The sequence below is a fragment of the Nocardia sp. CDC153 genome, from assembly GCF_035818515.1.
In the GTDB taxonomy this organism is placed as follows: domain Bacteria; phylum Actinomycetota; class Actinomycetes; order Mycobacteriales; family Mycobacteriaceae; genus Nocardia.
Map to the genome: position 1 here is coordinate 52,045 of NZ_JAYKYU010000006.1, position 20,947 is coordinate 72,991.

The 20,947-nt window shown below is 68.7% G+C and carries 16 protein-coding genes; 8 read left to right on the forward strand and 8 right to left on the reverse strand.

The window, feature by feature from the left end:
- Positions 1-72: 72 nt before the first annotated feature.
- Entirely contained in the window at positions 73-1,284 is a 1,212-nt protein-coding gene (locus VMT65_RS30510) for a serine hydrolase domain-containing protein (protein ID WP_326311970.1), read from the forward strand.
- On the opposite strand, the gene trpS is transcribed toward VMT65_RS30510, so the two are convergent.
- Both trpS and VMT65_RS30520 read right to left on the reverse strand, forming a co-directional pair.
- The gene (gene trpS / locus VMT65_RS30515) at positions 1,281-2,333 is read right to left on the reverse strand and encodes a tryptophan--tRNA ligase (RefSeq protein WP_326311971.1); all 1,053 of its coding nucleotides are present in this window, start codon (positions 2,331-2,333) and stop codon (positions 1,281-1,283) included. The genes VMT65_RS30510 and trpS overlap by 4 nt on opposite strands.
- Before the next feature lie 38 nt (positions 2,334-2,371).
- A complete protein-coding gene (locus VMT65_RS30520) occupies positions 2,372-3,676 on the reverse strand; it encodes an MFS transporter (protein ID WP_326311972.1) in 1,305 nt (434 codons plus the stop codon).
- A gap of 298 nt (positions 3,677-3,974) precedes the next feature.
- On the opposite strand from VMT65_RS30520, the gene VMT65_RS30525 reads away from it, so the two are divergent.
- The 3 genes from VMT65_RS30525 (at position 3,975) to car (ending at position 10,330) form a co-directional block, all read left to right on the forward strand.
- Positions 3,975-5,516 carry an MFS transporter gene (locus VMT65_RS30525; protein ID WP_326311973.1) on the forward strand — a complete coding sequence of 514 codons (1,542 nt, stop codon included), beginning with the start codon at positions 3,975-3,977 and terminating at the stop codon, positions 5,514-5,516.
- Positions 5,517-5,561: 45 nt separating this feature from the next.
- On the forward strand, positions 5,562-6,596 hold the full coding sequence (locus tag VMT65_RS30530; protein ID WP_326311974.1) for an alpha/beta hydrolase: 1,035 nt from the start codon (positions 5,562-5,564) through the stop codon (positions 6,594-6,596).
- A 203-nt stretch (positions 6,597-6,799) separates the two neighbouring features.
- Positions 6,800-10,330 carry a carboxylic acid reductase gene (gene car / locus VMT65_RS30535; protein WP_326311975.1) on the forward strand — a complete coding sequence of 1,177 codons (3,531 nt, stop codon included), beginning with the start codon at positions 6,800-6,802 and terminating at the stop codon, positions 10,328-10,330.
- Here the strand turns inward: car and VMT65_RS30540 are convergent.
- The gene (locus VMT65_RS30540; protein ID WP_326311976.1) at positions 10,327-11,034 is read right to left on the reverse strand and encodes a TioE family transcriptional regulator; all 708 of its coding nucleotides are present in this window, start codon (positions 11,032-11,034) and stop codon (positions 10,327-10,329) included. The genes car and VMT65_RS30540 overlap by 4 nt on opposite strands.
- 92 nt (positions 11,035-11,126) lie before the next feature.
- Between VMT65_RS30540 and VMT65_RS30545 the strand changes: the two genes are divergently transcribed.
- A complete protein-coding gene (locus VMT65_RS30545; protein WP_326311977.1) occupies positions 11,127-12,260 on the forward strand; it encodes an erythromycin esterase family protein in 1,134 nt (377 codons plus the stop codon).
- Here the strand turns inward: VMT65_RS30545 and VMT65_RS30550 are convergent.
- A complete protein-coding gene (locus VMT65_RS30550) occupies positions 12,257-12,889 on the reverse strand; it encodes a TetR family transcriptional regulator (protein WP_326311978.1) in 633 nt (210 codons plus the stop codon). The two genes, VMT65_RS30545 and VMT65_RS30550, sit on opposite strands and share 4 nt — an antisense overlap.
- A gap of 123 nt (positions 12,890-13,012) precedes the next feature.
- Here VMT65_RS30550 and VMT65_RS30555 point away from each other — a divergent pair, with 123 nt between their 5' ends.
- On the forward strand, positions 13,013-14,152 hold the full coding sequence (locus VMT65_RS30555) for a lipase family protein (RefSeq protein WP_326311979.1): 1,140 nt from the start codon (positions 13,013-13,015) through the stop codon (positions 14,150-14,152).
- A gap of 60 nt (positions 14,153-14,212) precedes the next feature.
- Here the strand turns inward: VMT65_RS30555 and VMT65_RS30560 are convergent, their stop codons facing one another.
- Together VMT65_RS30560 and VMT65_RS30565 are read right to left on the reverse strand one after the other, a co-directional pair.
- Positions 14,213-14,995 carry a VOC family protein gene (locus tag VMT65_RS30560; protein ID WP_326311980.1) on the reverse strand — a complete coding sequence of 261 codons (783 nt, stop codon included), beginning with the start codon at positions 14,993-14,995 and terminating at the stop codon, positions 14,213-14,215.
- A 69-nt stretch (positions 14,996-15,064) separates the two neighbouring features.
- Positions 15,065-15,856 carry an SDR family NAD(P)-dependent oxidoreductase gene (locus tag VMT65_RS30565; RefSeq protein ID WP_326311981.1) on the reverse strand — a complete coding sequence of 264 codons (792 nt, stop codon included), beginning with the start codon at positions 15,854-15,856 and terminating at the stop codon, positions 15,065-15,067.
- A gap of 105 nt (positions 15,857-15,961) precedes the next feature.
- Between VMT65_RS30565 and VMT65_RS30570 the strand changes: the two genes are divergently transcribed.
- Complete coding sequence (locus VMT65_RS30570; RefSeq protein WP_326311982.1) at positions 15,962-18,001, forward strand: CocE/NonD family hydrolase; 2,040 nt, start codon at positions 15,962-15,964, stop codon at positions 17,999-18,001.
- 3 nt (positions 18,002-18,004) lie between these two features.
- Here the strand turns inward: VMT65_RS30570 and VMT65_RS30575 are convergent, their stop codons facing one another.
- A complete protein-coding gene (locus tag VMT65_RS30575) occupies positions 18,005-18,592 on the reverse strand; it encodes a hypothetical protein (RefSeq protein ID WP_326311983.1) in 588 nt (195 codons plus the stop codon).
- A 55-nt stretch (positions 18,593-18,647) separates the two neighbouring features.
- Positions 18,648-20,414, reverse strand: a complete 1,767-nt coding sequence (locus tag VMT65_RS30580) for an ABC transporter ATP-binding protein (RefSeq protein WP_326311984.1) — start codon at positions 20,412-20,414, stop codon at positions 18,648-18,650.
- Between the two features lie 85 nt (positions 20,415-20,499).
- Between VMT65_RS30580 and VMT65_RS30585 the strand changes: the two genes are divergently transcribed.
- The gene (locus VMT65_RS30585; RefSeq protein ID WP_326311985.1) at positions 20,500-20,943 is read left to right on the forward strand and encodes a MarR family winged helix-turn-helix transcriptional regulator; all 444 of its coding nucleotides are present in this window, start codon (positions 20,500-20,502) and stop codon (positions 20,941-20,943) included.
- The last annotated feature ends 4 nt before the right edge of the window (positions 20,944-20,947 follow it).

Sequence of the window (20,947 nt, forward strand, 5' to 3'; positions counted from 1 at the left end):
TTCGCCACTTTCGGGAATATCGGCGGCCGTCCTCGGTTGATGTCGGTCAGCTGAGTGAACGGAGTGGTTGTGGTGAGTGGTTTTTCGGCCGAGGGGCTGGCGAAGGTCAGCGAGGTGCTCGAGGGGTACGTCGATCGCGGGGAGGTGGCGGGTGCGGTGGCCCTGCTCTACCGCCATGGCGAGTTGGCCCACGTGGACGCGGTCGGTTGGCGGGATCGCTCGGCCCAGTTGCCCATGGAGCGCGACACGCTGTTCCGCATCGCCTCCATGACCAAGCCGATCACCGCGGTGGCCGCGCTGAGCCTCGTGGACGAAGGGCTGATCGGTCTGCACGATCCCATCGACGGGTGGCTGCCGGAGCTGGCCGACCGCAAGGTCATGCGCGATATCGACGGCTCACCCGACGACGTGGTTCCCGCCGATCGCCCGATCACCCTCGAGGATCTGCTCACCTACCGCCTCGGCCTGGGTTGGGGCCGCTCCAGCCTCGCACCCCAATTGTTCGCTCTCACCGCCGATCCCATCGCCAGCGCCATCGGCGTCGCGAACGCCGAACAGCTCGACCCCGACCAGTGGCTGCGCAAGGTCGGCGAACTGCCGCTCATCGCCCAGCCCGGCACCCTGTGGCGCTATCACACCGCCTCCGACATCCTCGGCATTCTCATCAGCCGCGTGACCGGCCAGCCGCTGGAAACCGTGCTCCAGGAACGGGTCCTGACCCCACTGGGCATGACCGACACCGGATTCGTTGTGCCCGAAGCGAAGCGGGATCGGCTCAGCGTCCTCTACGGCCCCGACTTCACCGAGCTCGACCGGCCCGCCACCACCGCGTGGGGGCAGCAGCCGCTGTTCGTGTCCGGTGGTGCCGGATTGGTCTCCACCGCCGATGACTACGCCCGTTTCGCCCGCATGCTCCTGGGTGGCGGCGAACTCGACGGCGTCCGCGTCCTGTCGGCCGAGCTGGTCGCGGCGCTGGGCACCGACTACCTCACCCCCGAGCAGCACGCCACCCCGCCCTTCAACCCGCCCCTGGGCCAAACCATCTGGGCCGACCAGGGTTTCGGCTACGGCGTGAAGATCCAGACCGAGCCGGGCACCGGCGTCCCCAGCGTCGGCACCCTGTCCTGGCCCGGCGGCCTGGGCACCGCCTGGTACGCCGATCCCGAAAAGGATCTGGTGGCACTGCTTCTGGTGCAATCGGCCAATATCATCATCGCCGCCGAGTGGCGCAGTCCCCTCGGCGACGACTTCCTCACCACCGTCTACACGGCCCTCGAGGACTAGTACACCGTGCCCATCGCCGAGCGGACCTCGTCGAGCGTCCGTTCGGCGAACTCGTTGGCGCGCCGGTTGCCCTCGCGCACAATCGCACTCGCGTACTCCGGATCGGCGGCCAGTTCGGCGCGGCGCGCGCGATGCGGTGCGAAGAAGTCGTTGACCGCGTCGGTGGCGAGCTTCTTCAGGGCCGCGCCGCCGCCGTCGCCCAGCTTGTCGGCGAGGGTGTGCTCATCGCTGCCCAGGCACAGCGCCGCGGTGGTGAGCAGCGCGGAGACGCCCGGGCGGTGGTCCGGATCGAAGGTGATGTTCCGGTCGGAGTCGGTCGGGGTGCGCTTGATGAGCGCGGCGGTCTCGTCGGCGGTCATCGACAGCGAGATGGCGTTGCCGTAGCTCTTGGACATCTTGCGGCCGTCCAGACCCGGGATCTCCGGGGTCGAGGTCAGCAGCGCCTGCGGCTCGGGGAAGACCTGGCCGTAGCGCTCGTTGAAGCGGCGCGCGATCACGCGGGTGAGTTCGAGGTGGGGCAGCTGATCCTTGCCGACGGGCACCAGATTGCCCTTGCAGAACAGGATGTCGGCGGCCTGATGCACCGGATAGGTGAGCATCAGCCCGGACAGGGCCCGTTCGGAGGCGGCCAGTTCGGCCTTGACCGTGGGATTGCGATGCAGCTCGGCCTCGGTGACCAGGCTCAGGAACGGCAGCATGAGCTGGTTGAGGGCGGGCACCGCGGAGTGGGTGAAGATGGTCGCCCGGCTCATGTCGATGCCCGCGGCGGCGTAGTCCAGGACCGCGCTGTAGACGTTCTCGCGCACCTGCCCGAGGGTGTCGCGGTCGGTGATGACCTGGTAGTCGGCCAGGATCACCCACAGGTCCACGCCCAGCCCCTGCAGCCGCACGCGTTCGCGAATGGTGCCGAAGTAGTGGCCCAGATGCAGTCTGCCCGTGGGGCGTTCGCCGGTGAGGACCCGGAATCTCTCGGGATGCGCGCTCACCTCCGCCGCTAGTTCGTCGCTGCGGTCACGGGTGGCGGAGAACGAATCCGAAGGGGAACTCACCGTACGCACGTTAACAACCCGATGCGCGGGTGCGCAGGTCAGGGGTGTGCCGAGACCACCCGCGGCATGGGTGCGACGGACCCGGGGCACGGCGCGGGGCACAGGTGTCCGGCGAGCGCGGTGTGCGGGCTGCGGTGGCGCAGGGAGCCGAGCATGGCGATGGCCTCCAGGGCGATGACGGCGAAGCCGTAGCCGTAGGTGGTCGCGGCCAGGCCGAAGCGCAGCACGCACAGGCCCGCGATCACGGCGGGGACGCTGAGCGACAGATAGGACACGACATAGATCGCGGTCACCACCTCGGCCCGGTTCTCCGCGGGCGACAGCCCGGTCAGCATGCGCAGCGCGCCCGAGAACGACGGCCCGAATCCGATGCCCGCGACAATGCTGGCCGCGAAGAACAGCCACACCGAATGCGTGGCGGCCCCGAGTAGCGCCACCGCGACACCGGTCATGAGCAGGATCGGTCCGCGCAGCAGCGCCTGATCGATGGTCCAGTCGCGGGCCAGCAGCGCGGTCACCGCCGAGGTGCCCTGCAGGGCGACCACCACGAGTCCACCGGCCAGCGGCGTGGACACATGGAACTGCACCTTCATCAGCGCACCGCCGAGCGCGAGATACAGCCCGCCCAGCGCCCAGGTCGCCGCGATCGACGGCACCAGCGTCACGAACGCCGCCCGGACCGGTTGCGGCACCGACACTTTGGGTTTGAGCGAGGCCAACCCCTGCCCGTCCGGCCGCACCGTCTCCGGAATCACCAGCACGCCGATCACAATGATCGTGAACGCCGCCGCGAGCAGCCAGTACACCAGCCGCGTCGGTGCGGGCGCGTAGGCGACCAGCAGTCCGGAACTGATGGCGCCCACCGCGAGTCCGCCACCGGCGGCCACATTCGTCATGAGCGCGCCCAGTCGTGACTCGGCGGGCTGCAGGTCGATCAGGGTCGCGGTGATCGCGCCGGTGGCCAGACCGGTGGCGATGCCCTGCACGATGCGCGCGGCGAAAAGCCAAGCCACCGACCGGGCTTCGGCGAAGGCCAGCGTGCCCGCCAATTCGACCAGCACCGCGGCCACCAGCACCGGCCGCCGCCCGATGTGATCGGACAGCGAGCCCGCGAACAACAACGTGACCAGCAGCGCGATCGCGTTCGCCGCGTACACCGCGGTCGAGACCAGCGACGAATAGTGCCACATCTGCTGGTACACCGGATACATCGGCGACGGCGCGGCCGACGCGAACAGCAGCAGCCCCAGCGCCACGGACAGCAGCCAGAACGCCGAGGTATTCGACATCCGGTAGCGCACAGGGGATTCGACGCGCAGGGCGTCGTCGGGGAGGTTCTGCATGATTCCTCGGAGAATTCATCGGATGTGTGCGGTACGAGTGTGACGCAAAGTGCCACTCGGCGCGCGCCGCTTCGCCGGGGGCGGACAACCGCCGGGTGATGCCGGTCCACCGTGGGCGGCTCGGGCCGGGCACAGCGGGGGAGCGCACGTCGGGTGCGGGGCGGGGAGGCTGGCCGGAGGCACGGCATGGTGGCCCGGTGGCCTGGCAGGGCGCTGGCAGTCCGCTACCAGGCCGCTGCCAGGGGTTTCGGACAGGCTGCGGCCGTTCGCCCCTCCAGAACGAAAGTCTCGACAGCTCATGAACAGCGAAGAAATCCCGCACGCCGGTCGACGCGAATGGCTCGCGCTGGCGGTGCTCATCCTGCCGCTGCTGCTGGTCTCCATGGACGTCTCGGTGCTGTATTTCGCGGTGCCCTTCATCGTGCGCGACCTCGATCCCAGTGCCACCCAACAGCTGTGGATCTTCGACATCTACGGCTTCGTGCTGGCCGGACTGCTGCTCACCATGGGCGCGCTCGGCGACCGCATCGGCCGCCGCCGGCTGCTGCTGATCGGCGCGGTCGGCTTCAGCGTCGCCTCCTTCGCCGCGGCCTACGCGCCGAATGCCGAGGCGCTCATCGCCGCCCGCGCCGTGCTGGGCATCGCGGGGGCGACGCTCATGCCGTCCACGCTGGCGCTCATCCGCAATATCTTCGTCAACGACGCCGACCGCACCAAGGCCATGGCGGTGTGGGCGGCGGTCATGAGCGGCGGCGTGGCCATCGGCCCGGTGCTCAGTGGCGCACTGCTGCAATACTTCTGGTGGGGCTCGGTGTTCCTGATCAATCTGCCCGCCATGGCCCTGCTGCTGGGGTTGGCCCCGGCGCTGCTGCCGGAATTCCGGGGCGCGGGCGCGGAACGGTTCGACTGGATCAGCGCGGCGCTGTCGCTGGCTGCGGTCATGCCGATCATCTACGGGCTCAAGGAATGGGCGGCCAATGGATTCACGATCGCGCGCCTGGTGATGCTGCTGGCCGGGCTCGCGATCGGGGCGGTGTTCGTGATTCGCCAACGCCGGGTGCCGGATTCGGTGCTCGACGCCGCCCTGTTCACCCGCCGCGCCTTCGCGGTCTCGGTAGCGGCGCAACTGGTCGGAATGTTCGCCCTGGTCGGCAATGCGGTCTTCGTCACCCAGTACCTGCAATCGGTGCTGGGCATGAGTCCCTTCGTGGCCGCGCTGTGGAGCCTGGCCCCGGCCGTCCTGGTCGGCGGCGCGGCGCCGCTGGCCGCCGCCCTGGCCCCCAAGCTCGGCCCCGGTCCGGTGATGGCGGCCGGATTCCTGCTCGCGGCATCGGGTTTCGTGGTCATGGCCCTGGTCGGCGTGCATGCGCTGGTGCTGGTCCTGCTCGCGGCGGGCCTGCTGGGCGCGGGCCTGGTGATCGTCATGACCCTGGTCACCGACCTGGCCATCGGCGCGGTCGCCACCGACCGCGCGGGCGCGGCGTCCGCGGTCCTCGAGACCGGCGGCGAATTCGGCGGCGCGCTCGGCATCGCGGTGCTCGGCAGCATCGGCGCGGCCGTCTACGGAACCCGTGTCGACCGCGCCATTCCGGCCGGCCTACCCGCCCCGGCGGCGCATACTGTCCACGAAACCCTCGGCGGTGCAGTGGGTGTCAGCGCCACCCTGCCCGGCGCGACCGGCGACGCGATCCTCGCCGCGGCCCGCGCGGCCTTCACCTCGGGCATGAACACCATGGCCGTGGTCGGCGCGGTCGTCATGATCGCCGCCGCCCTCGCCTGCGGCCTGCTGCTGCGCACCGACCGCCCCGCCGCGGAACCCGCCGACGAAGCCCTGGTGTGACACCGACGTCCCAGGCGAATCCCCCTGCGGAACAAGGAGACACCGATGCCCGCACACTCGATCCGGATTCGGCCGACCACCGTCGCCCTCGGCGAGGAGACCGACCCGAGTCGCTACTACCTCCCCGCCGACCCCGCGAACCTGCTGCACGCCGACCCGACCCGGCGCGACACGGTGAAATTCGCCAGCGGCACGGCCACTCTCGTCGGTCACCTCTACCGCCCGCCGGGCCGCGCCGCCGACGTCCGCACGCCCGGCGTGGTGATGTGCGGGCCCATCAGCAGCGTCAAGGAGCAGACCCTGCCGCATTACGCGGAGCGCCTCAGCGACGCGGGCTACACCGTGCTGACCTTCGATCCGCGCAATTTCGGTGAGAGCGAGGGCGAACCGCGCTTCCGCTACGACCCCAACCAGGTCATCGCCGACTACGCCGCCGCCATCGGCCACCTGCTGACCCGCCCCGACATCGACCCCGAAAATGTTGCGGCCGTGGGCGTCTGCATGGGCGGCGGGTACGCGGTGTCGGTCGGCGCACGCGACAAACGCCTGAAGGCCGTGGTCAGCATTGCCGGTGGCTACAACATCGGCGGCACCTTCCAGCAGTTCTTCGGCATCGACGGTTTCGCCGCCTACTACCGCCAGGTCAACGATCTGGTGCAGCGCCAGTACGAGACCGGTGAGATCGTCTACATCCCCACCATCGCCGCGGCCCTGTCCGAGGAACACCCGGTGGTGGCCATGCCGAATCCGGAGGCGTTCAGCTACTACGACCGCACCGCCAAGGCCGACGCGCCGACCTGGTCCTACACCCTGACCGCCGACTCGCTCGAGCCGTACTTCCTCTACAACTCGGTCGTCCACGCCCCGCTGGTGGCGCCGACCCCGCTCCAGATCATCCACGGCACCACCGATTCCGCGCTCCTGCCGGAGTTCGCGCAGCAGGTCTACGACGCCGCCTCCGGCGACAAGGAGTTGATCTGGATCGACACCCACAACCACATCGAGCTCTACGACCAGGACCCGTACGTGAGCGAGGCCGCCGCCCACGCCATTCGCTGGCTGGACCGGCACCTGCGCTAGCTCGAAGCGGTGTCGCCGGTCCGGCCACCGGTGGCACCGATCGCGGTCGCGGCGCATCCTGGCAGGGATGCGCCGCGAGGTTCTTGACTTTCCCTCGCCGCCCGCGCATCGTGGAATAGTTAGCAAAGCTAATCGATGTGTGAAATCCGGTCGCCCAAACCCGTTTCACGGTTCACTTGGGCGAGGATCCAGGGAGGCAGTCGATGGTCGAAGACACCGCGCTCGAAGAATTGACCCGGCGTTTCGGGGACCCGCTCGGTCAGGCGGAGATCGCGAAGCGCTTCGAGGAACTGATGGCCGACGAACAGATCCGCGCGGCCATGCCGCTGCCGGAGGTGAGTGAGGCGGCCCGACAGCCGGGGCTGGGGTTGGCGCGCGCGGTGGCGGTCCTCATGGAGGGCTACGCCACGCGCCCGGCCATCGGGGAGCGCGCGGCCGAGATCGTCATCGCCGCCGACGGTCGGCGCACCCGCCGCCTGCTGCCCGAATACCGGACCGTGAGCTATGGCGAACTGTGGTCGCGCGCCGGGGCCATTGCCTCGAGCTGGCAGCATGACGAGCGGAATCCCTTGCGCGCCGGGGACTTCCTCGCGATCCTCGGCTTCGCCAGCGGTGATTTCACCGCTCTGGAGCTCGCCGCGATCCGCCAGGGCCTGGTGACCGTGCCCTTGCAGTCGAGCGCGTCTGCGGCGCAGTGGCTTTCGATCATCACCGAGACCGGATCCCGGACCCTGGCGGTGAGTCTGGAGCTGCTCGAACCCGCTGTCGAGTGCGTCCTGGGCGGTGCGCCGGTGACCTCGATCGTGGTCTTCGATTACGAACCCGAGGACGATGGACAGGCCGAAACCTTCGCCGCCGCACAGCGCCGCCTCGCGGAATCGGACAGCGGGATCACCCTGGAATCGCTTGCGGCCGTGACCGAGCGGGGAGCCACGCTGCCCGACGTGCCGCTCCACGTTCCCGCCGACGCGGATGAACTCGCCGTGCTCATCTACACCTCCGGCAGTACCGGCACGCCGAAGGGCGCGATGTATCCGCACCGTCTGGTCACCGGAATGTGGCTGGGCCCCACCGTGATTCCGGCACCGGTCATCAACTTCTGCTACATGCCGCTGAGTCACGTGGCCGGACGCATGATCCTGACCGGCACCTTCTCGCGCGGCGGCACCGCGTACTTCGCGGCCTCCAGCGATATGAGCACCCTGTTCGAGGACATCGCCCTGACCCGCCCGACCGAGGCGTTCTTCGTGCCGCGCGTGTGCGACATGGTGTTCCAGCGCTATCAGGCCGAGGTGCAGCGCCGCGTCACGGCCGGTGCGTCGGCCGAGGATGCCGACCGCGCGGTGAAAACCGCACTGCGGGAGGACTTTCTGGGCGGTCGCATCGTGCGGCTCATGGTCGGCAGCGCGCCCATCTCGGCGGAGATGCGCGAGTTCATGAATTCCGTCATGGGCAGCCCCATCATCGACGGTTACGGCTCCACCGAGGCGGGCGGCGGCCTGCTCATCGACAATGAGGTCCGCCGCCCACCGGTCCTCGACTACAAGCTGGTCGATGTGCCCGAGCTCGGCTACTTCGCCACCGACAAGCCCTATCCGCGTGGCGAATTCGTGGTGAAGTCCGCCCAGCAGATCCCCGGCTATTTCAAGCGGCCCGAGCTGAACGCCGAGATCTTCGACGAGGACGGCTTCTATCGCACCGGCGATATCGTCGCCGAGGTCCGGCCCGACCACCTGGTGTATGTGGACCGGCGCAACAACGTGCTCAAGCTGTCGCAGGGTGAGTTCGTGACCGTGGCCAAGCTCGAGGCTGTGTACGCCACCAGTCCGCTCATCGCGCAGATCTTCGTGCACGGATCCAGCGAGCGTTCGCATCTGCTGGCCGTGATCGTGCCCACCGCGGACGCGCTGGCCCTCGATCCCGCCGAGCGGACCTCGGCCATCACCGAATCCATGCAGCGCATCGCCAAGGAGGCCGAGCTCGAATCCTACGAGATTCCGCGGGCGTTCCTGCTCGAGACCGAGCCGTTCACCCAGGACAACGGGCTGCTGTCCGGGATCGGAAAACTTCTGCGGCCCAAGCTGAAAGAACGGTACGGGCAGCGGCTGGACGAGCTGTACGCCGAGCTGGCGCGGCAGCAGGAGGACGAGCTCGCGGCGTTGCGGCTCGGGGCCGCCGACCGGCCGGTGCTCGAGACGGTGTGCGCGGCCGCGCGCGCCATCCTCGGCGGCGGCGAACCGCAGCCCGACGCCCACTTCACCGATCTGGGCGGGGATTCGCTCTCGGCGCTGTCGTATTCGACGCTGCTGCGGGAGATCTTCGATGTCGAGGTCCCGGTCGGGGTCATTGTCGGCCCGGCTACCAACCTCGCCGGGCTCGCCGCCTACATCGAGGGTGAGCGGAGTTCGGGCGGTGGGCAGCCGACCGCGGCAACCGTCCACGGCGGCACCGAGATTCGCGCGGACGAACTCACCCTGGACAAGTTCATCGACGCCGCGACCCTGCGCGTCGCGCCCACACTCGCGCGCGCCCAGCAGCCGCCGCGCACCGTGCTGCTGACCGGTGCCAATGGCTATCTCGGCCGGTTCCTGTGCCTGGAATGGTTGCGGCGCGTGGACGACACCGACGGCACCCTGGTCTGCGTGATTCGCGGCCGCGACGTCCAGGACGCGCGGCGGCGACTGGACGAGGTCTTCGACAGCGGCGATCCGGAGCTGACGCGCCGGTACCGTGCGCTGGCGCAGCGCAGGCTGCGGGTGGTGCCCGGGGATATCAGCCAGCCGAATTTCGGTCTGAGCCAGGAGGATTGGCGGGAACTGGCCGACACGGTCGATCTCATCGTGCATCCGGCGGCCCTGGTCAACCATGTCCTGCCCTACGACCAGCTGTTCGGTCCCAATGTGGTCGGCACCGCCGAGGTGATCCGCCTGGCCCTCACCTCGACGCTCAAACCGGTCACCTACTTGTCCACGGTGGCGGTGGCCGCCCAGATCGATCCGGCCGTCTTCACCGAGGACGGCGATATCCGCGAGATCAGCGCCGTGCGAGCGCTCGACGACGGGTACGCCAACGGCTACGGCAACAGCAAGTGGGCCGGTGAGGTGCTGCTGCGCGAGGCACATGAGCTGTGCGGGCTGCCCGTCGCGGTCTTCCGCTCCGACATGATCCTGGCGCACAGCGAATTCGCCGGTCAGCTCAACCTGCCCGATATGTTCACCCGACTGCTGCTCAGCGTGCTCGCCACCGGACTGGCGCCGAAGTCGTTCTACGCCTTGGATTCCCACGGCAACCGCCGCCGCGCCCACTACGACGGCCTGCCTGCGGACTTCACCGCCGCCGCCATCACCACCCTGGGCGCGCGGGTGGGTGAGGGCTTCGAAACCTACGACGTCCTCAACCCCCACGACGACGGCATCTCCCTGGACGAGTTCGTGGACTGGCTCATCGAATCCGGTCATGCCGTCGACCGCATCGACGACTACGGCGACTGGTTCACCCGCTTCGAAACCGCCCTGCGCACGCTGCCCGAGCATCAGCGCGCCGCCTCGGTGCAGCCGCTGCTGCACGCCTACCGGCGTCCGGGGCTGCCGATCGCCGGGTCGGTATTGCCCGCCAAGCGTTTTCAGGCCGCGGTCCAGGCGGCCGGGCTCGGGCCGAACGGTGACATTCCGCATCTGACAAGGGAACTCATCGACAAATATGTCGCGGACCTGAAGCTGCGCGGGCTGCTCTAGTCCGCGCGCAGCCGCAGATAGTGGCTCAGCCGACCGGCCGCGTCGAGCCTGGCCAGGCTCTGCGCGGTCAACCGGTCACGCCAGTCCGCCAGTGCCGCGGCCAGCGAATCGGTGCCGCCCGCCGCCCGAATCTGGTGCACCACCAGGGCGATCCGATCGAGGGGATAGCCGCCGCGGCGCAGCAGGTGGGCGAGTTCGGCGTCGCGTCGGTCGTTGGCGTCGTAGCGACGGTAGCCGGTGCCGGATTCCCTGGGCGGGACCAGGATTCCGGCCCGCTCCCATTTGCGCAGGGTCGCCGCGGTGACTCGAAGGTGATGCGCGAGTTCGCCAATGGTCCACGAATCGGTTCCGGAGACGGGCTCCGGCGCGTCCTGCTCGGTCAGGTGCCGCACCGCCTTGCGCACCGCGTCGAGGGTGTCGCGGTCGCGCAGTGACTGTTCGTGGCGGCGGTCGATGATCAGCAGCGCGGTCTCGAGCTCGCCCTCGTGAATCGCGGTCATGATCCGCCCGGCGGCCGCGTGCCCGTGCGCCCGCACCAGCGTGAGGTAGGCGTCGAGGGCGGCGGCGTGGAGCTCGGTATAGATCCGGTAGCCCGCGGCCGTGCGCCGCGCGGGCGGCAGGAAGCCGTCCTGCTCGTAGTTCCGCACGGCCTGGGTCGAGATGCCGTGTTCGCGGGCCAGGTCGGCCGGGCGCAGGGTATCCATCGGTTTGAGACTTTACAGAGGCAGACCAGTAGTTCAGGCTGGTGATCGGTGCACAAGTATCAACCGTCGTTTCAACGATACGATTCACCTACATGACTCCGGACATCCAAGACTTCATCCCTGCCTCCTGCGACCTGTTGGGGCTGGGGGAACCGACTCACCAGGAACCGGCCTTCGCGCGGATCCGCAACGAACTCCTCCCGCAATTGGTCGAGCGCGGTTTCCGATCGATCGCCCTCGAGATCGATCGCGTGGCCGCCCTCGGCGTCAACGACTATGTCCAAGGCGGATCGGGAACCCTGGAAGACGTAGTCCGCGAGGGCTTCTCACACGAGTGGGGCGAACGCGAACCCAATCGACAGCTCGTCGCCTGGATTCGCGACCACAATCGCGCCCACCCGCGGGACGCGGTGACCTTCCACGGCTTCGACGCCCCGACCGAGAACTACAGCGCCCCCAGCCCGCGCACCTACCTCGAACACGCCCGCGACTACTTGAAACTCGACCACGACATCGCGGCCCTCGCCGGCGACGACCACCGCTGGAGCCGCCAGGAAGCGGTCCTGGACCCCGCCATGTCCCCGGGCGCGACCCCCGAGGCGAAGCGACTGCGCGACCTGGGCGAGGACATGCTCTTCACCCTCTACCGCCGGGCCGCCGACCTGATCGCCACCACCTCCCGCGCCGAATGGTTCAGCGCCGAAACACATCTCACCGCCGCCCTGGGTCTGCTGCGCTACCACGCGCAGTGTGCCGAACCCCTCCCGCCGCACGAGCGCCTGACCCCGCTCATCGCCACCCGCGACACCCTCATGGCCCAGAATCTGCTCGCCATCCGCCGCCTCGAGGCCCGCCGCGGCCCCACCCTGGTCTGCTCCCACAACCTCCACCTCCAGCGCGGCACCACCACCATGCCCCTGCCCGACCAGACCTACACCTGGTCCAACGCCGCCTCGATCATCGACGCCCTGGACGTCCTCGACTACACCTTCATCGCCGGAAGCCTCGGCCGCAGTAAGGTTCTCGACCTCGGCACCCCGGATCCGGGCAGCTACGAAGGCGTACTGGACACCCGCACCGACACCCGGAGCCTGACCCCCGCCGCGGAGATCACCGGCGCTCACCCGCGCACAGACCCCATCCCGCACGGCCACTTCCCCCTCACCGCCGACCTGTTGGACCGCGCCGACGCGATCCTGCACGTTCGCGAGGGCGCGACGAATTAGCCTGCCGCCGCGGGAAGTTCGAGGCCGTGTTGCAGGGCGGCGACCGTCGCGTCGAGGATCTCGTACAGGCCGCGGACCGTCGGATCCGGTTGCGCCACCCAGTGATCCAAGCCCACGCCGAATGCCGAGAAGCAGGTGGTGGCGGCGAGGACGGCGCGCAGATCGTCCTCGGGCAGTCCGGCACGGCGGGCGAAGTTGCGCGCCAGGGCGTCGCGGCGGCCGAAGGTGCCGGTGAAATTCTCCCGGCGCAGTTGGGGATTGGTGATCAAAACCAGGCGGGCGCGGCGGGCGGTGTCGACCTGGCGGCGGCGCAGGTCGGTCTCCGCGTCGTCGAGGAGGAAGTCGCGCAGGGCGGCGCGGAGGGCGACGAAGACCGCCTCCCGCGGCGGGCGGCGGTCCAGGGCGGTGAGCAGGTAGGCCATGACGTCCTCCTCGTGGGCGAACACCACGGCCGTCTTGGAGGGGAAATGACGGTGGAAGGTGCGCCGGGAGACGTGGGCGGCGTCGGCGATCTCCTGAACGGTGGTCTGCTCGAAGCCCCGCCGGTCGAACAGCATCAGGGCCGCGTCGATCAATTCGCGCCGCACCCTGGCCTTTTCCCGTTCCCGCAAGCCGGTCGGTGCCGTCATGCCGTCCTCTCGTCGCGCGTGTCGCCCACCCCCTGGTGTCTCACTGTGACACTTCTCAGGATAGTCTGACTGAAGTGTCTCACTGTGACACCAAGGCGAGACGAGTACGAGAGGACTCTCCCGATGACCCGACGCAGCGTGATCTCCCTGGTTTCGGCGGCCCTGCTGGCCACCGGCCCGCTGGCTGGTACCGCCCTGGCCGACCCGCCCGCACGGTCCGACAGCGCGGCGCCGGGCACGGTCGTCGGGAACGAGGCACTGCCGCGGTCGATGTGGATCGAGGGCGCGGGTTCGGCCCGCAAGCTCACCTACTGGACGCGGGATTCCTCGGATCAGCCCGCCCTGTCCACCGGCGTCGTGTTCACTCCGGCGGGCACCCCGCCGCCGGGCGGCTGGCCGGTGCTGTCGTGGGAGCACGGCACGGTCGGCATCGGCGATGATTGCGCGCCCTCGGTGGCGGGCCGCTCGGATCGCGACATGGGCTTCCTCGCCACCTGGCTGCAGCAGGGCTACGCCATCGTGGCCACCGACTACATCGGACTCGGCACCCCGGGCATCCACGCCTACCTCGACGGTCGCGCCGAGGCGCACGCGGCCATCGACATGGTCCGCGCCGCGCACGACGTGGACGACACGCTGGCCTCGAAGTGGGTGGCCATCGGCCAGTCCCAGGGCGGCGGCGCGGCGGTCTTCACCGCCTCGCTCGCGACTCGCTATGCGCCCGAACTGGATTACCGCGGCGCGGTCGCCACCGGCCCGGCCTCCAATATCGTCGACGCCGCGACACTGATCGGCCCGAACACCCCGCCGATCCCGTCCTCGCACATCACCGCCTACGCGACCTACGTGTTCAACGGCCTGAAGGCGGCCCGCCCGGACTTCGACCTGGACTCCTACCTGACCCCGCTGGGCCGGCAGGCGGTGGCCGACGCGCAGACTTTGTGCTTCGCGCCGCTCGCGGATCGATTGAACGGAATCTCGTTGAACCAGTTGGTGTCTCGCCCGCTGTCCGAGGGCGATTTCGTGTCGGTGGCCCGCACCGTCATGGACGTCCCGTTGACCGGCTACGACCGCCCGCTGTTCCTGGGCCAGGGCACCAATGACACCGACGTGCCCGCGCCTCTGACCGCCAAGCTGGTGGCCGATATGACCGCTGCCGGAACGCATCCCGAGGTGCACGTGTACCCGGGCAAGGACCACAGCGGTGCCATGCTGGCGTCCCTGGCCGACAGCGTGCCCTTCGTGGCTCGACTATTCGCCTGATCCGATCCAAACGAAAGGCCGAGTGGCGCACTGCCACTCGGCCTTTCGCAGGTGTTGTGCTCAGCCGATGGTGACGGTGGTGTCGATGAGCCCGAACACCTCACCCTGCGGTCCCGCCACGATGCCCATGCGGCCGAACGGGCTGTCGTCCGGGCCCATGAGCACGGTCGCGCCGAGCTGCTTGGCCTGCTCCAGAGACGCGTCGGTGCCCGCGACCTGGAACCAGGTCAGCCAGTAGTTGGGCATGTCGCCGGGCTGTCCGGTGGTGTCGGCCATGCCGCCCATGGGCCGACCCTGGGCGTCGGCGAAGGTGGAGTAGGTCATCTGTTCGTTGCCGATCTCGTCGAACTTCCACCCGAACACCCGCCCGTAGAACTCCTGCGATGCCGCATATCCGTTGGTGTGCAGGTCGTTCCAGCAGTAGGCGCCCGGCTCGTTGAAGATCCCGGCCCCGGTGTGCGCCTTGGCCTCCCACACCCCGAACACGGCACCGGCCGGATCGGCGGCGATGAACATGCGGCCCACATCCATGACGTCGAACGGCGGCATGAACACCGCCCCGCCCGCCGCCTGCACCGAGCCCGCGACGGCGTCGGCATTGTCGGCGGCGAAGTAGGTGGTCCACACCGAGGGCATGGCCGCCTCACCCATTTTGGGCCCGATGCCCGCGGCGGGTTTGCCGTCGAGCATGGCCATCAGATATCCGCCCGCCTCCGGCGGGCTGTCGAGGACTTCCCAGCCCAGCAGCTGGGAGTAGAAGTCCCGCGCGGCGGCGGGATCGTCGACGGAGCAGTCGACCCAACACGGAGTTCCTTGCGGCCAGGCTTTGTCGGTTGTGGGCATGGGGATCCTCCCGTAAACGGTCGGTCGTGGGCCTGTCGGAGGGCAGGCACCTGGTCAGCTAACCACGAATCAGGCGCGGTGGGGGTATGCGCCGCCGTCGACGACTATGCGCTGGCCGGTGAGGTACCCGGCGGCGGGGGAGACCAGGAACGCCACCACGTCGGCCACTTCCTCGGGGCGGCAGACGTGGCCGAACGGAGAGGTGTCGTCGAGGTCCGCGGCCTGCCGAAGGGTGCCGCCGCTGAGGGCGGCGGTGAGGCGGTCGCCCATATCGGAGGAGACCAGTCCGGGCGCGACGATATTGACGTGGATGCCGTTGGGGGCTTCCTCTTTCGTGAGGGTGTGGGCCAGCGCCTCGAGCGCGGCCTTGGCCATGTTGTAGGGCGCGCCGTTGGCACTCAGCGCATGCGCGGCAACACTGCTGATCATGATGATGTCGCCACGCGGGCAGGTGCGCATCTGCGGCAGGACCAGGCCGCTCAGGTAGTGCGGGCCGATGGCCTGAATGCGCAGCAGGCGTTCGACTTCCGCGGAATCGGTGTCGGCGACCGCGCGGCCGCGACTGGCGATGCCGCCATTGTGGACGAGAATGCCGATCGGGCCGAGCTCGCCGTGCACGCGCTCGACCATGGCCGCCACGGCCGCCGGATCGTCGACCGGCGCGTGCACGGCCAGCGCGGTGGCTCCGGCCGAATTCAGTTCCGCCACCGTCTCGTTCGCCGGTTCCTCGTGCCGCGCCCAGTTCACCGCGACCGCGGCCCCGCGGGCGGCCAGCGCCCGGCTGATGGCCCGCCCGATGCCGCGCCCGCCGCCGGTCACCAGTGCGACGCGGCCCGCCAGATCCCCTGCTGCTGCATTCATCCGGTCAACATATGACACCGGACACGATTGCGATCGACAGTGGCGGCCATTACAGTCCGACCGTTGGGTACGCAGAGGTTCCTTGCATCGCACCACGGGGTCGGGATGAAATTCAGGAAAGTCAGGGGTCGGACGCTGGGCGCGCTCGCCCTGTTCGCCACCGTCGTCACCATCGGTGTGCTGGTTCGACCGCTGGCCACGGCCACACCGGATGCCGGATCGCTGGGCGCGGCCTGGACCGCGACCGAGGACGAGGCGCCCAAATATCCTGGCGTGCACATCGATTGGGACGTCCCCATCACCATGAGCGACGGCACGGTGTTGAAGGCCAATGTGTACCGGCCCATGGACGCCGAGGGCCATATCGTGGACACCCCGCTGCCGACGGTCGTGAACCTCACCCCGTACACGAAACTCGTGTCCATGATCGCGGATTCGGCGCTGTCGATTCCGGGGCTGTCGGATGTGTTGTCGAATTTCCTGCAGGGCTTCGACCTTTCGGGTGTCGGGCTCGGCGGACTCTCCGATCTGGTGAAGGTGGTCCCGGGCGGTGCGGCCCGCGTGTTCACCGCCGATCGCAAGCTGGTGCAGTCCGGCTACACCCAGGTCGTCGCCGATGTGCGCGGCACCGGATTCTCCGAGGGCGTGTGGCAGGTCTTCCAGGAACGCGAGCAGCTCGACAGCGTCGAGGTCATCGACTGGGCGGCGCGGCAGCCGTGGTCGGACGGCAAGGTCGGCATGTCCGGTATCTCGTATTCGGCCATCAATCAGGTGCAGGCCGCCGAACACCAACCGGCCGCGCTGAAGGCGATCTTCCCGGTCGAACCCGGCAGTGATCTGGTGCGCGATGTGCTGGCCACCGGCGGCGCGCTCGGATTCGGTTTCATCCCACCGTGGTTGCTCGGTGTCGACAGCCTCAAGCTCATCCCGGATCTGACCTCGATCTTCTCCGGCACCTTCGACTGGAAGTGGCTGGCCGACCGGCTGCAGAGCCCGTTCACCTTCTTCGACTACATCATTCAGGCGCTCACGGTGCAGAGCATCCCGGAGATCCCGGACAATCTGAAGAGCATCCTGGAACCCGACAGCAACCTGCGCAGCGCCTGGCTCGGCCACCCCGACCGGGTGCGCGTGCCGACCATGGTCTACGGCGGCTGGCACGACATCTTCACCTACTCCGAACCGCGCATCTACAACGCGATTGCCTTGCCGCCCGGGCAGAAACAGCTGATCATGGGCGACACCTACCACGCCGATCCGGGCAGCGGTTTCGGCGCACCCGGTGCCCCGCCGCGCCTGGACGTGCTGCAGCGGGCCTGGTTCGACAAGTGGCTCAAGGGAATCGACAACGGCATCGACTCCTACGGTCCGGTGACGCTGTTCCAGCAGGGTGGCGCGTGGACCACGACGGGTGAATTCCCGCGTAGCGACGTCGATTACCGGCGGCTGTACCTATCGGGCGCGCCCAGCGGCACCACCGCCACCAGCCTGCACGACGGCAGCCTGACGACGGATCCCGCTGGGCCGGAACGACTCACGGTCGCGCCCGGCATCATGAGCCTGTGCTCACGGGACTCGGCGCAGATCACCGCGGGCGTCACCGCCATCCTCGACGCCTGCGCCAAGGACGCGCGGCCGATGGAACTCAACGGCCTGACCTTCACCAGCGGTCCCGTCGCCGACGCCACCCTGGTCTCGGGTCCGATCAATGTGCATTTGAACACGGTCCTCGACGCCACCGATGGCTACTGGTCCGCGACCCTCAACGATGTCGCCCCGGACGGCCGCTCGACCGTTCTGACCTCCGGTCAGCTGACGGCCTCCCTGCGAAAAGTGGACGAGGACAAGGCAACTCGCTCGCCGAACGGCGATTACACCGACCCGTACCCTGTCCTGACCCTCGCCGATCGAGAACCGATCGTCCCCGGCCAGCCCACCACCATCGACCTAGGCCTGACCGCCACCGACGCCGTCCTACAGCCGGGCCACCGCCTGCGCGTGGACGTCTTCGCCTTCAACTTCCCCCGTGGCCTGCCCCTGCGCCCGCTGCTGAACGAAAGTGAGCTGCTCCCACAGCATCTCGATCTCGACCCGAACGCGCCGAGTTGGGTGAACATTCCGCTCGGCGGCAATCCGGGCTGGTAGGGGTCAGAAGCCCTGGGGGCCGGTGGGATACGGTCCCTGCGGATACGGTGCGTACGCCGGGGCCGGGCGGAAATAGGCGCTGGACGGTCCGCGCCACAACAGGATCACGGCGGCCAGGCCGATGAGCCAGGTCAGGACACCGATGGCGTCCGAGACGGGGAACCGTCCCGCCACCACCGAGTACAGCGTGGTGAGCGTGTCCACGGCGAAGAAGACGGTCGCGGTGACGCGGGCCCAGTGCTTCCCCGCGCGATTGGCGAACGCCATCCAGACCCAGAGCCCGACGGCGATCAGCGAGAACACGACGGATACCGCGAGAGTGACGGTGACGATCGTGTCGATATCGCTATCGGTCAGGCCCCGATGGGACCGCTGTTTCACCGTCTCGCGCGCGGCCGAGAACTGCGTGCTGCCGTACACGACCCCCACGACCGTGGCCACGGCACCTGCGAGCATCAGATAGAAGGCGTAGGTCACGGTCTGCGGCCGAGCGGGTTTACCCGGTGTCGGCCCGCCCGGGTACCCCGAACCCGCCCCGAACGGATCGTAGGGGTACGGATTCGGCTGAGCCGGGAACTGTTCGCTGGTCACGTGGCATTCTCCCTCCGATACCCGGACGTGCCGACCGGGTAGGGCCCAATGTCTATCAGACGGTAGCCCCGACCACATCTTCGAAGGCGTCGCGGGCCAGGAGAGCCGCGTAGTAGCCGTTGCGCTCCACCAGTTCGCGGTGGGTGCCGCGCTCGACCACGTGGCCGTTGTCGAGCACCACGATCTGGTCGGCGTCGCGGATGGTCGAGAGCCGGTGGGCGATGGTGATGGTGGTGCGGTTGGCCGAGAGGGTGTCGATGGCGGACTGGACCTCGCGTTCGGTGCGGGTGTCCAGGGCGCTGGTCGCCTCGTCGAGGACCATGATCGGCGGGTTGCGGAGGATGGCCCGGGCCACGGCGAGGCGTTGTTTCTCGCCGCCGGAGAAGCGGTAGCCGCGTTCGCCGACGAGGGTGTCGTAGCCATCGGGCAGGGACATGATGTGGTCGTGGATTTGGGCGGCCTGGGCGGCGGCGTGCAATTCCTGTTCTGTCGCGTCGGGTTTGGCGAAGCGCAGGTTGTCGGCTACGGAGGCGTGGAAGAGGTAGGTCTCCTGGGAGACGACGCCGACGGCGGAGGACAGGTCCGCGAAGGACAGGTCGCGCACGTCGATATCGTCGACGGTCACTCGGCCCGCGGTCGCGTCGTAGAGGCGTGCCACCAGATAGCCGAGAGTCGTCTTGCCGGAACCTGTTTCGCCGACAATCGCCAGACTCGTTCCGGCGGGGACCTCGATGTCTATATCGCTCAACACATCTCGATCCGAGTCGTAGGCGAATCCCACGTTCTCGAAGCGCACCGCGCCCGACACCTGCTTCGGCAGGGGAGTGGGATGCTCGGGTTCCTCGATATCCGGTCGCAGATCCAGGTATTCGAAGATGCGCCCGAACAGGGCCAGCGAGCTCTGGATGTCCACGCCGGTCGACAGCAACATGACCGTGGGCCGCAGCAACCCGCTCTGCAGGGTCGTGAACGCGACCAGCGTGCCGATCGACACCATGGGATGCCCCGAGGCCACGGTCATTCCGGCGGCCCAGTAGATCACCGCGGGCATGGCGGCCATGACGATCGAGATCGTCGACTGCCGCCAGCGTCCGGCCATGCTGGAGCGAATCTCCAGATCCACCAGTCCGCGCGATTCCCGCGTGAAATCGTCCACCAGGGCGGGGGAGCGACCCATGGTGCGCGACAACAGGATTCCGCTCACCGACAGCGATTCCTCCACGATCGCCGACATGCCCGCCAGCTTGCGCTGCCGTTCCCCGGTGATCCGTCGCCGCTCGGAGCCGACCTTGCGGCTGATCCAGACGAACAGCGGCAGCATGGCCAGCGACACCAGGGTGAGCCGCCAATCCAATGCGGCCATGGCGATGACCGCCGCCACCACGGAAGTGAAGTTCGAGACCAGTGAGGTGAGCGTCGAGGTGACCGTCGACTGCATGCCGCCGATGTCATTGGCGATGCGCGACTGCACCTCACCGGTACGGGTGGTGGTGAAGAAGCTCAGCGGCATGGATTGCAGCCGCGCGTAGACGGCCGACCGCAGATCGTGCATGACGTTCTGGCCGACGGAGGTGGAGATGTAGGTCTGCAACACGCCGAACACGCTGTTGAGCGCGGCCACCGCGATCATGCCCGCGGCCAGCAGCGTCAACAGCCCGGTACGACCGTGCGGCAGGGCGTCATCGATGATGCCGCGCAGCAGGAACGGGGAAGCCAAACCGGCCAGTGCGGCCAATCCCACCAGGGCCCCGACCAGGGCCAATCGCCCTCGATAGGGTCGAAAGAGCCGGACGATCCGGCCGAGTTCTCGCTCTGAAGCCATAAGCGCCTCCTTTCGAACGGAGTCACGCGCTATAACTGAGTTTGACTCATAATTGTTCCGAGGACAATGAGCTATGCTCCAAATCATGCCGAGCAGCACCCCGGACGACCCCGACCTCGCGGACCTCTTCTTCCGCGCGACCAAACGCCTGCGCCGCACCCAGTCCGCCCGCCTCGCCCCGCTCGGCCTCACCCCGGCCCAGGCCCGCGCCCTGCGCATCATCGGCCGCGCCGACGAACACGCCGACACCCCGCTGCGCATGTCGGTCCTCGCCGAGCACCTCGGCATCGTCCCGCGCTCGGCCACCACCGTCGTCGACGCCCTGGTATCCGCGGGATTGGTTGCCCGCGAACCGGACCCGGCCAACCGCCGCGCCATGCTAGTCACCCCGACCGAAGCGGGCCGCCGCGTCCTGACCCAGATGTCGCAGGCCCGCCGCGAGGCCGCCCAGGAAATGTTCGCCGCCCTCACCCCCGACCAACGCCGCACCCTCCGCGACGCCCTCGCCGCGTTGACTGCCGAGGACTAGCGCC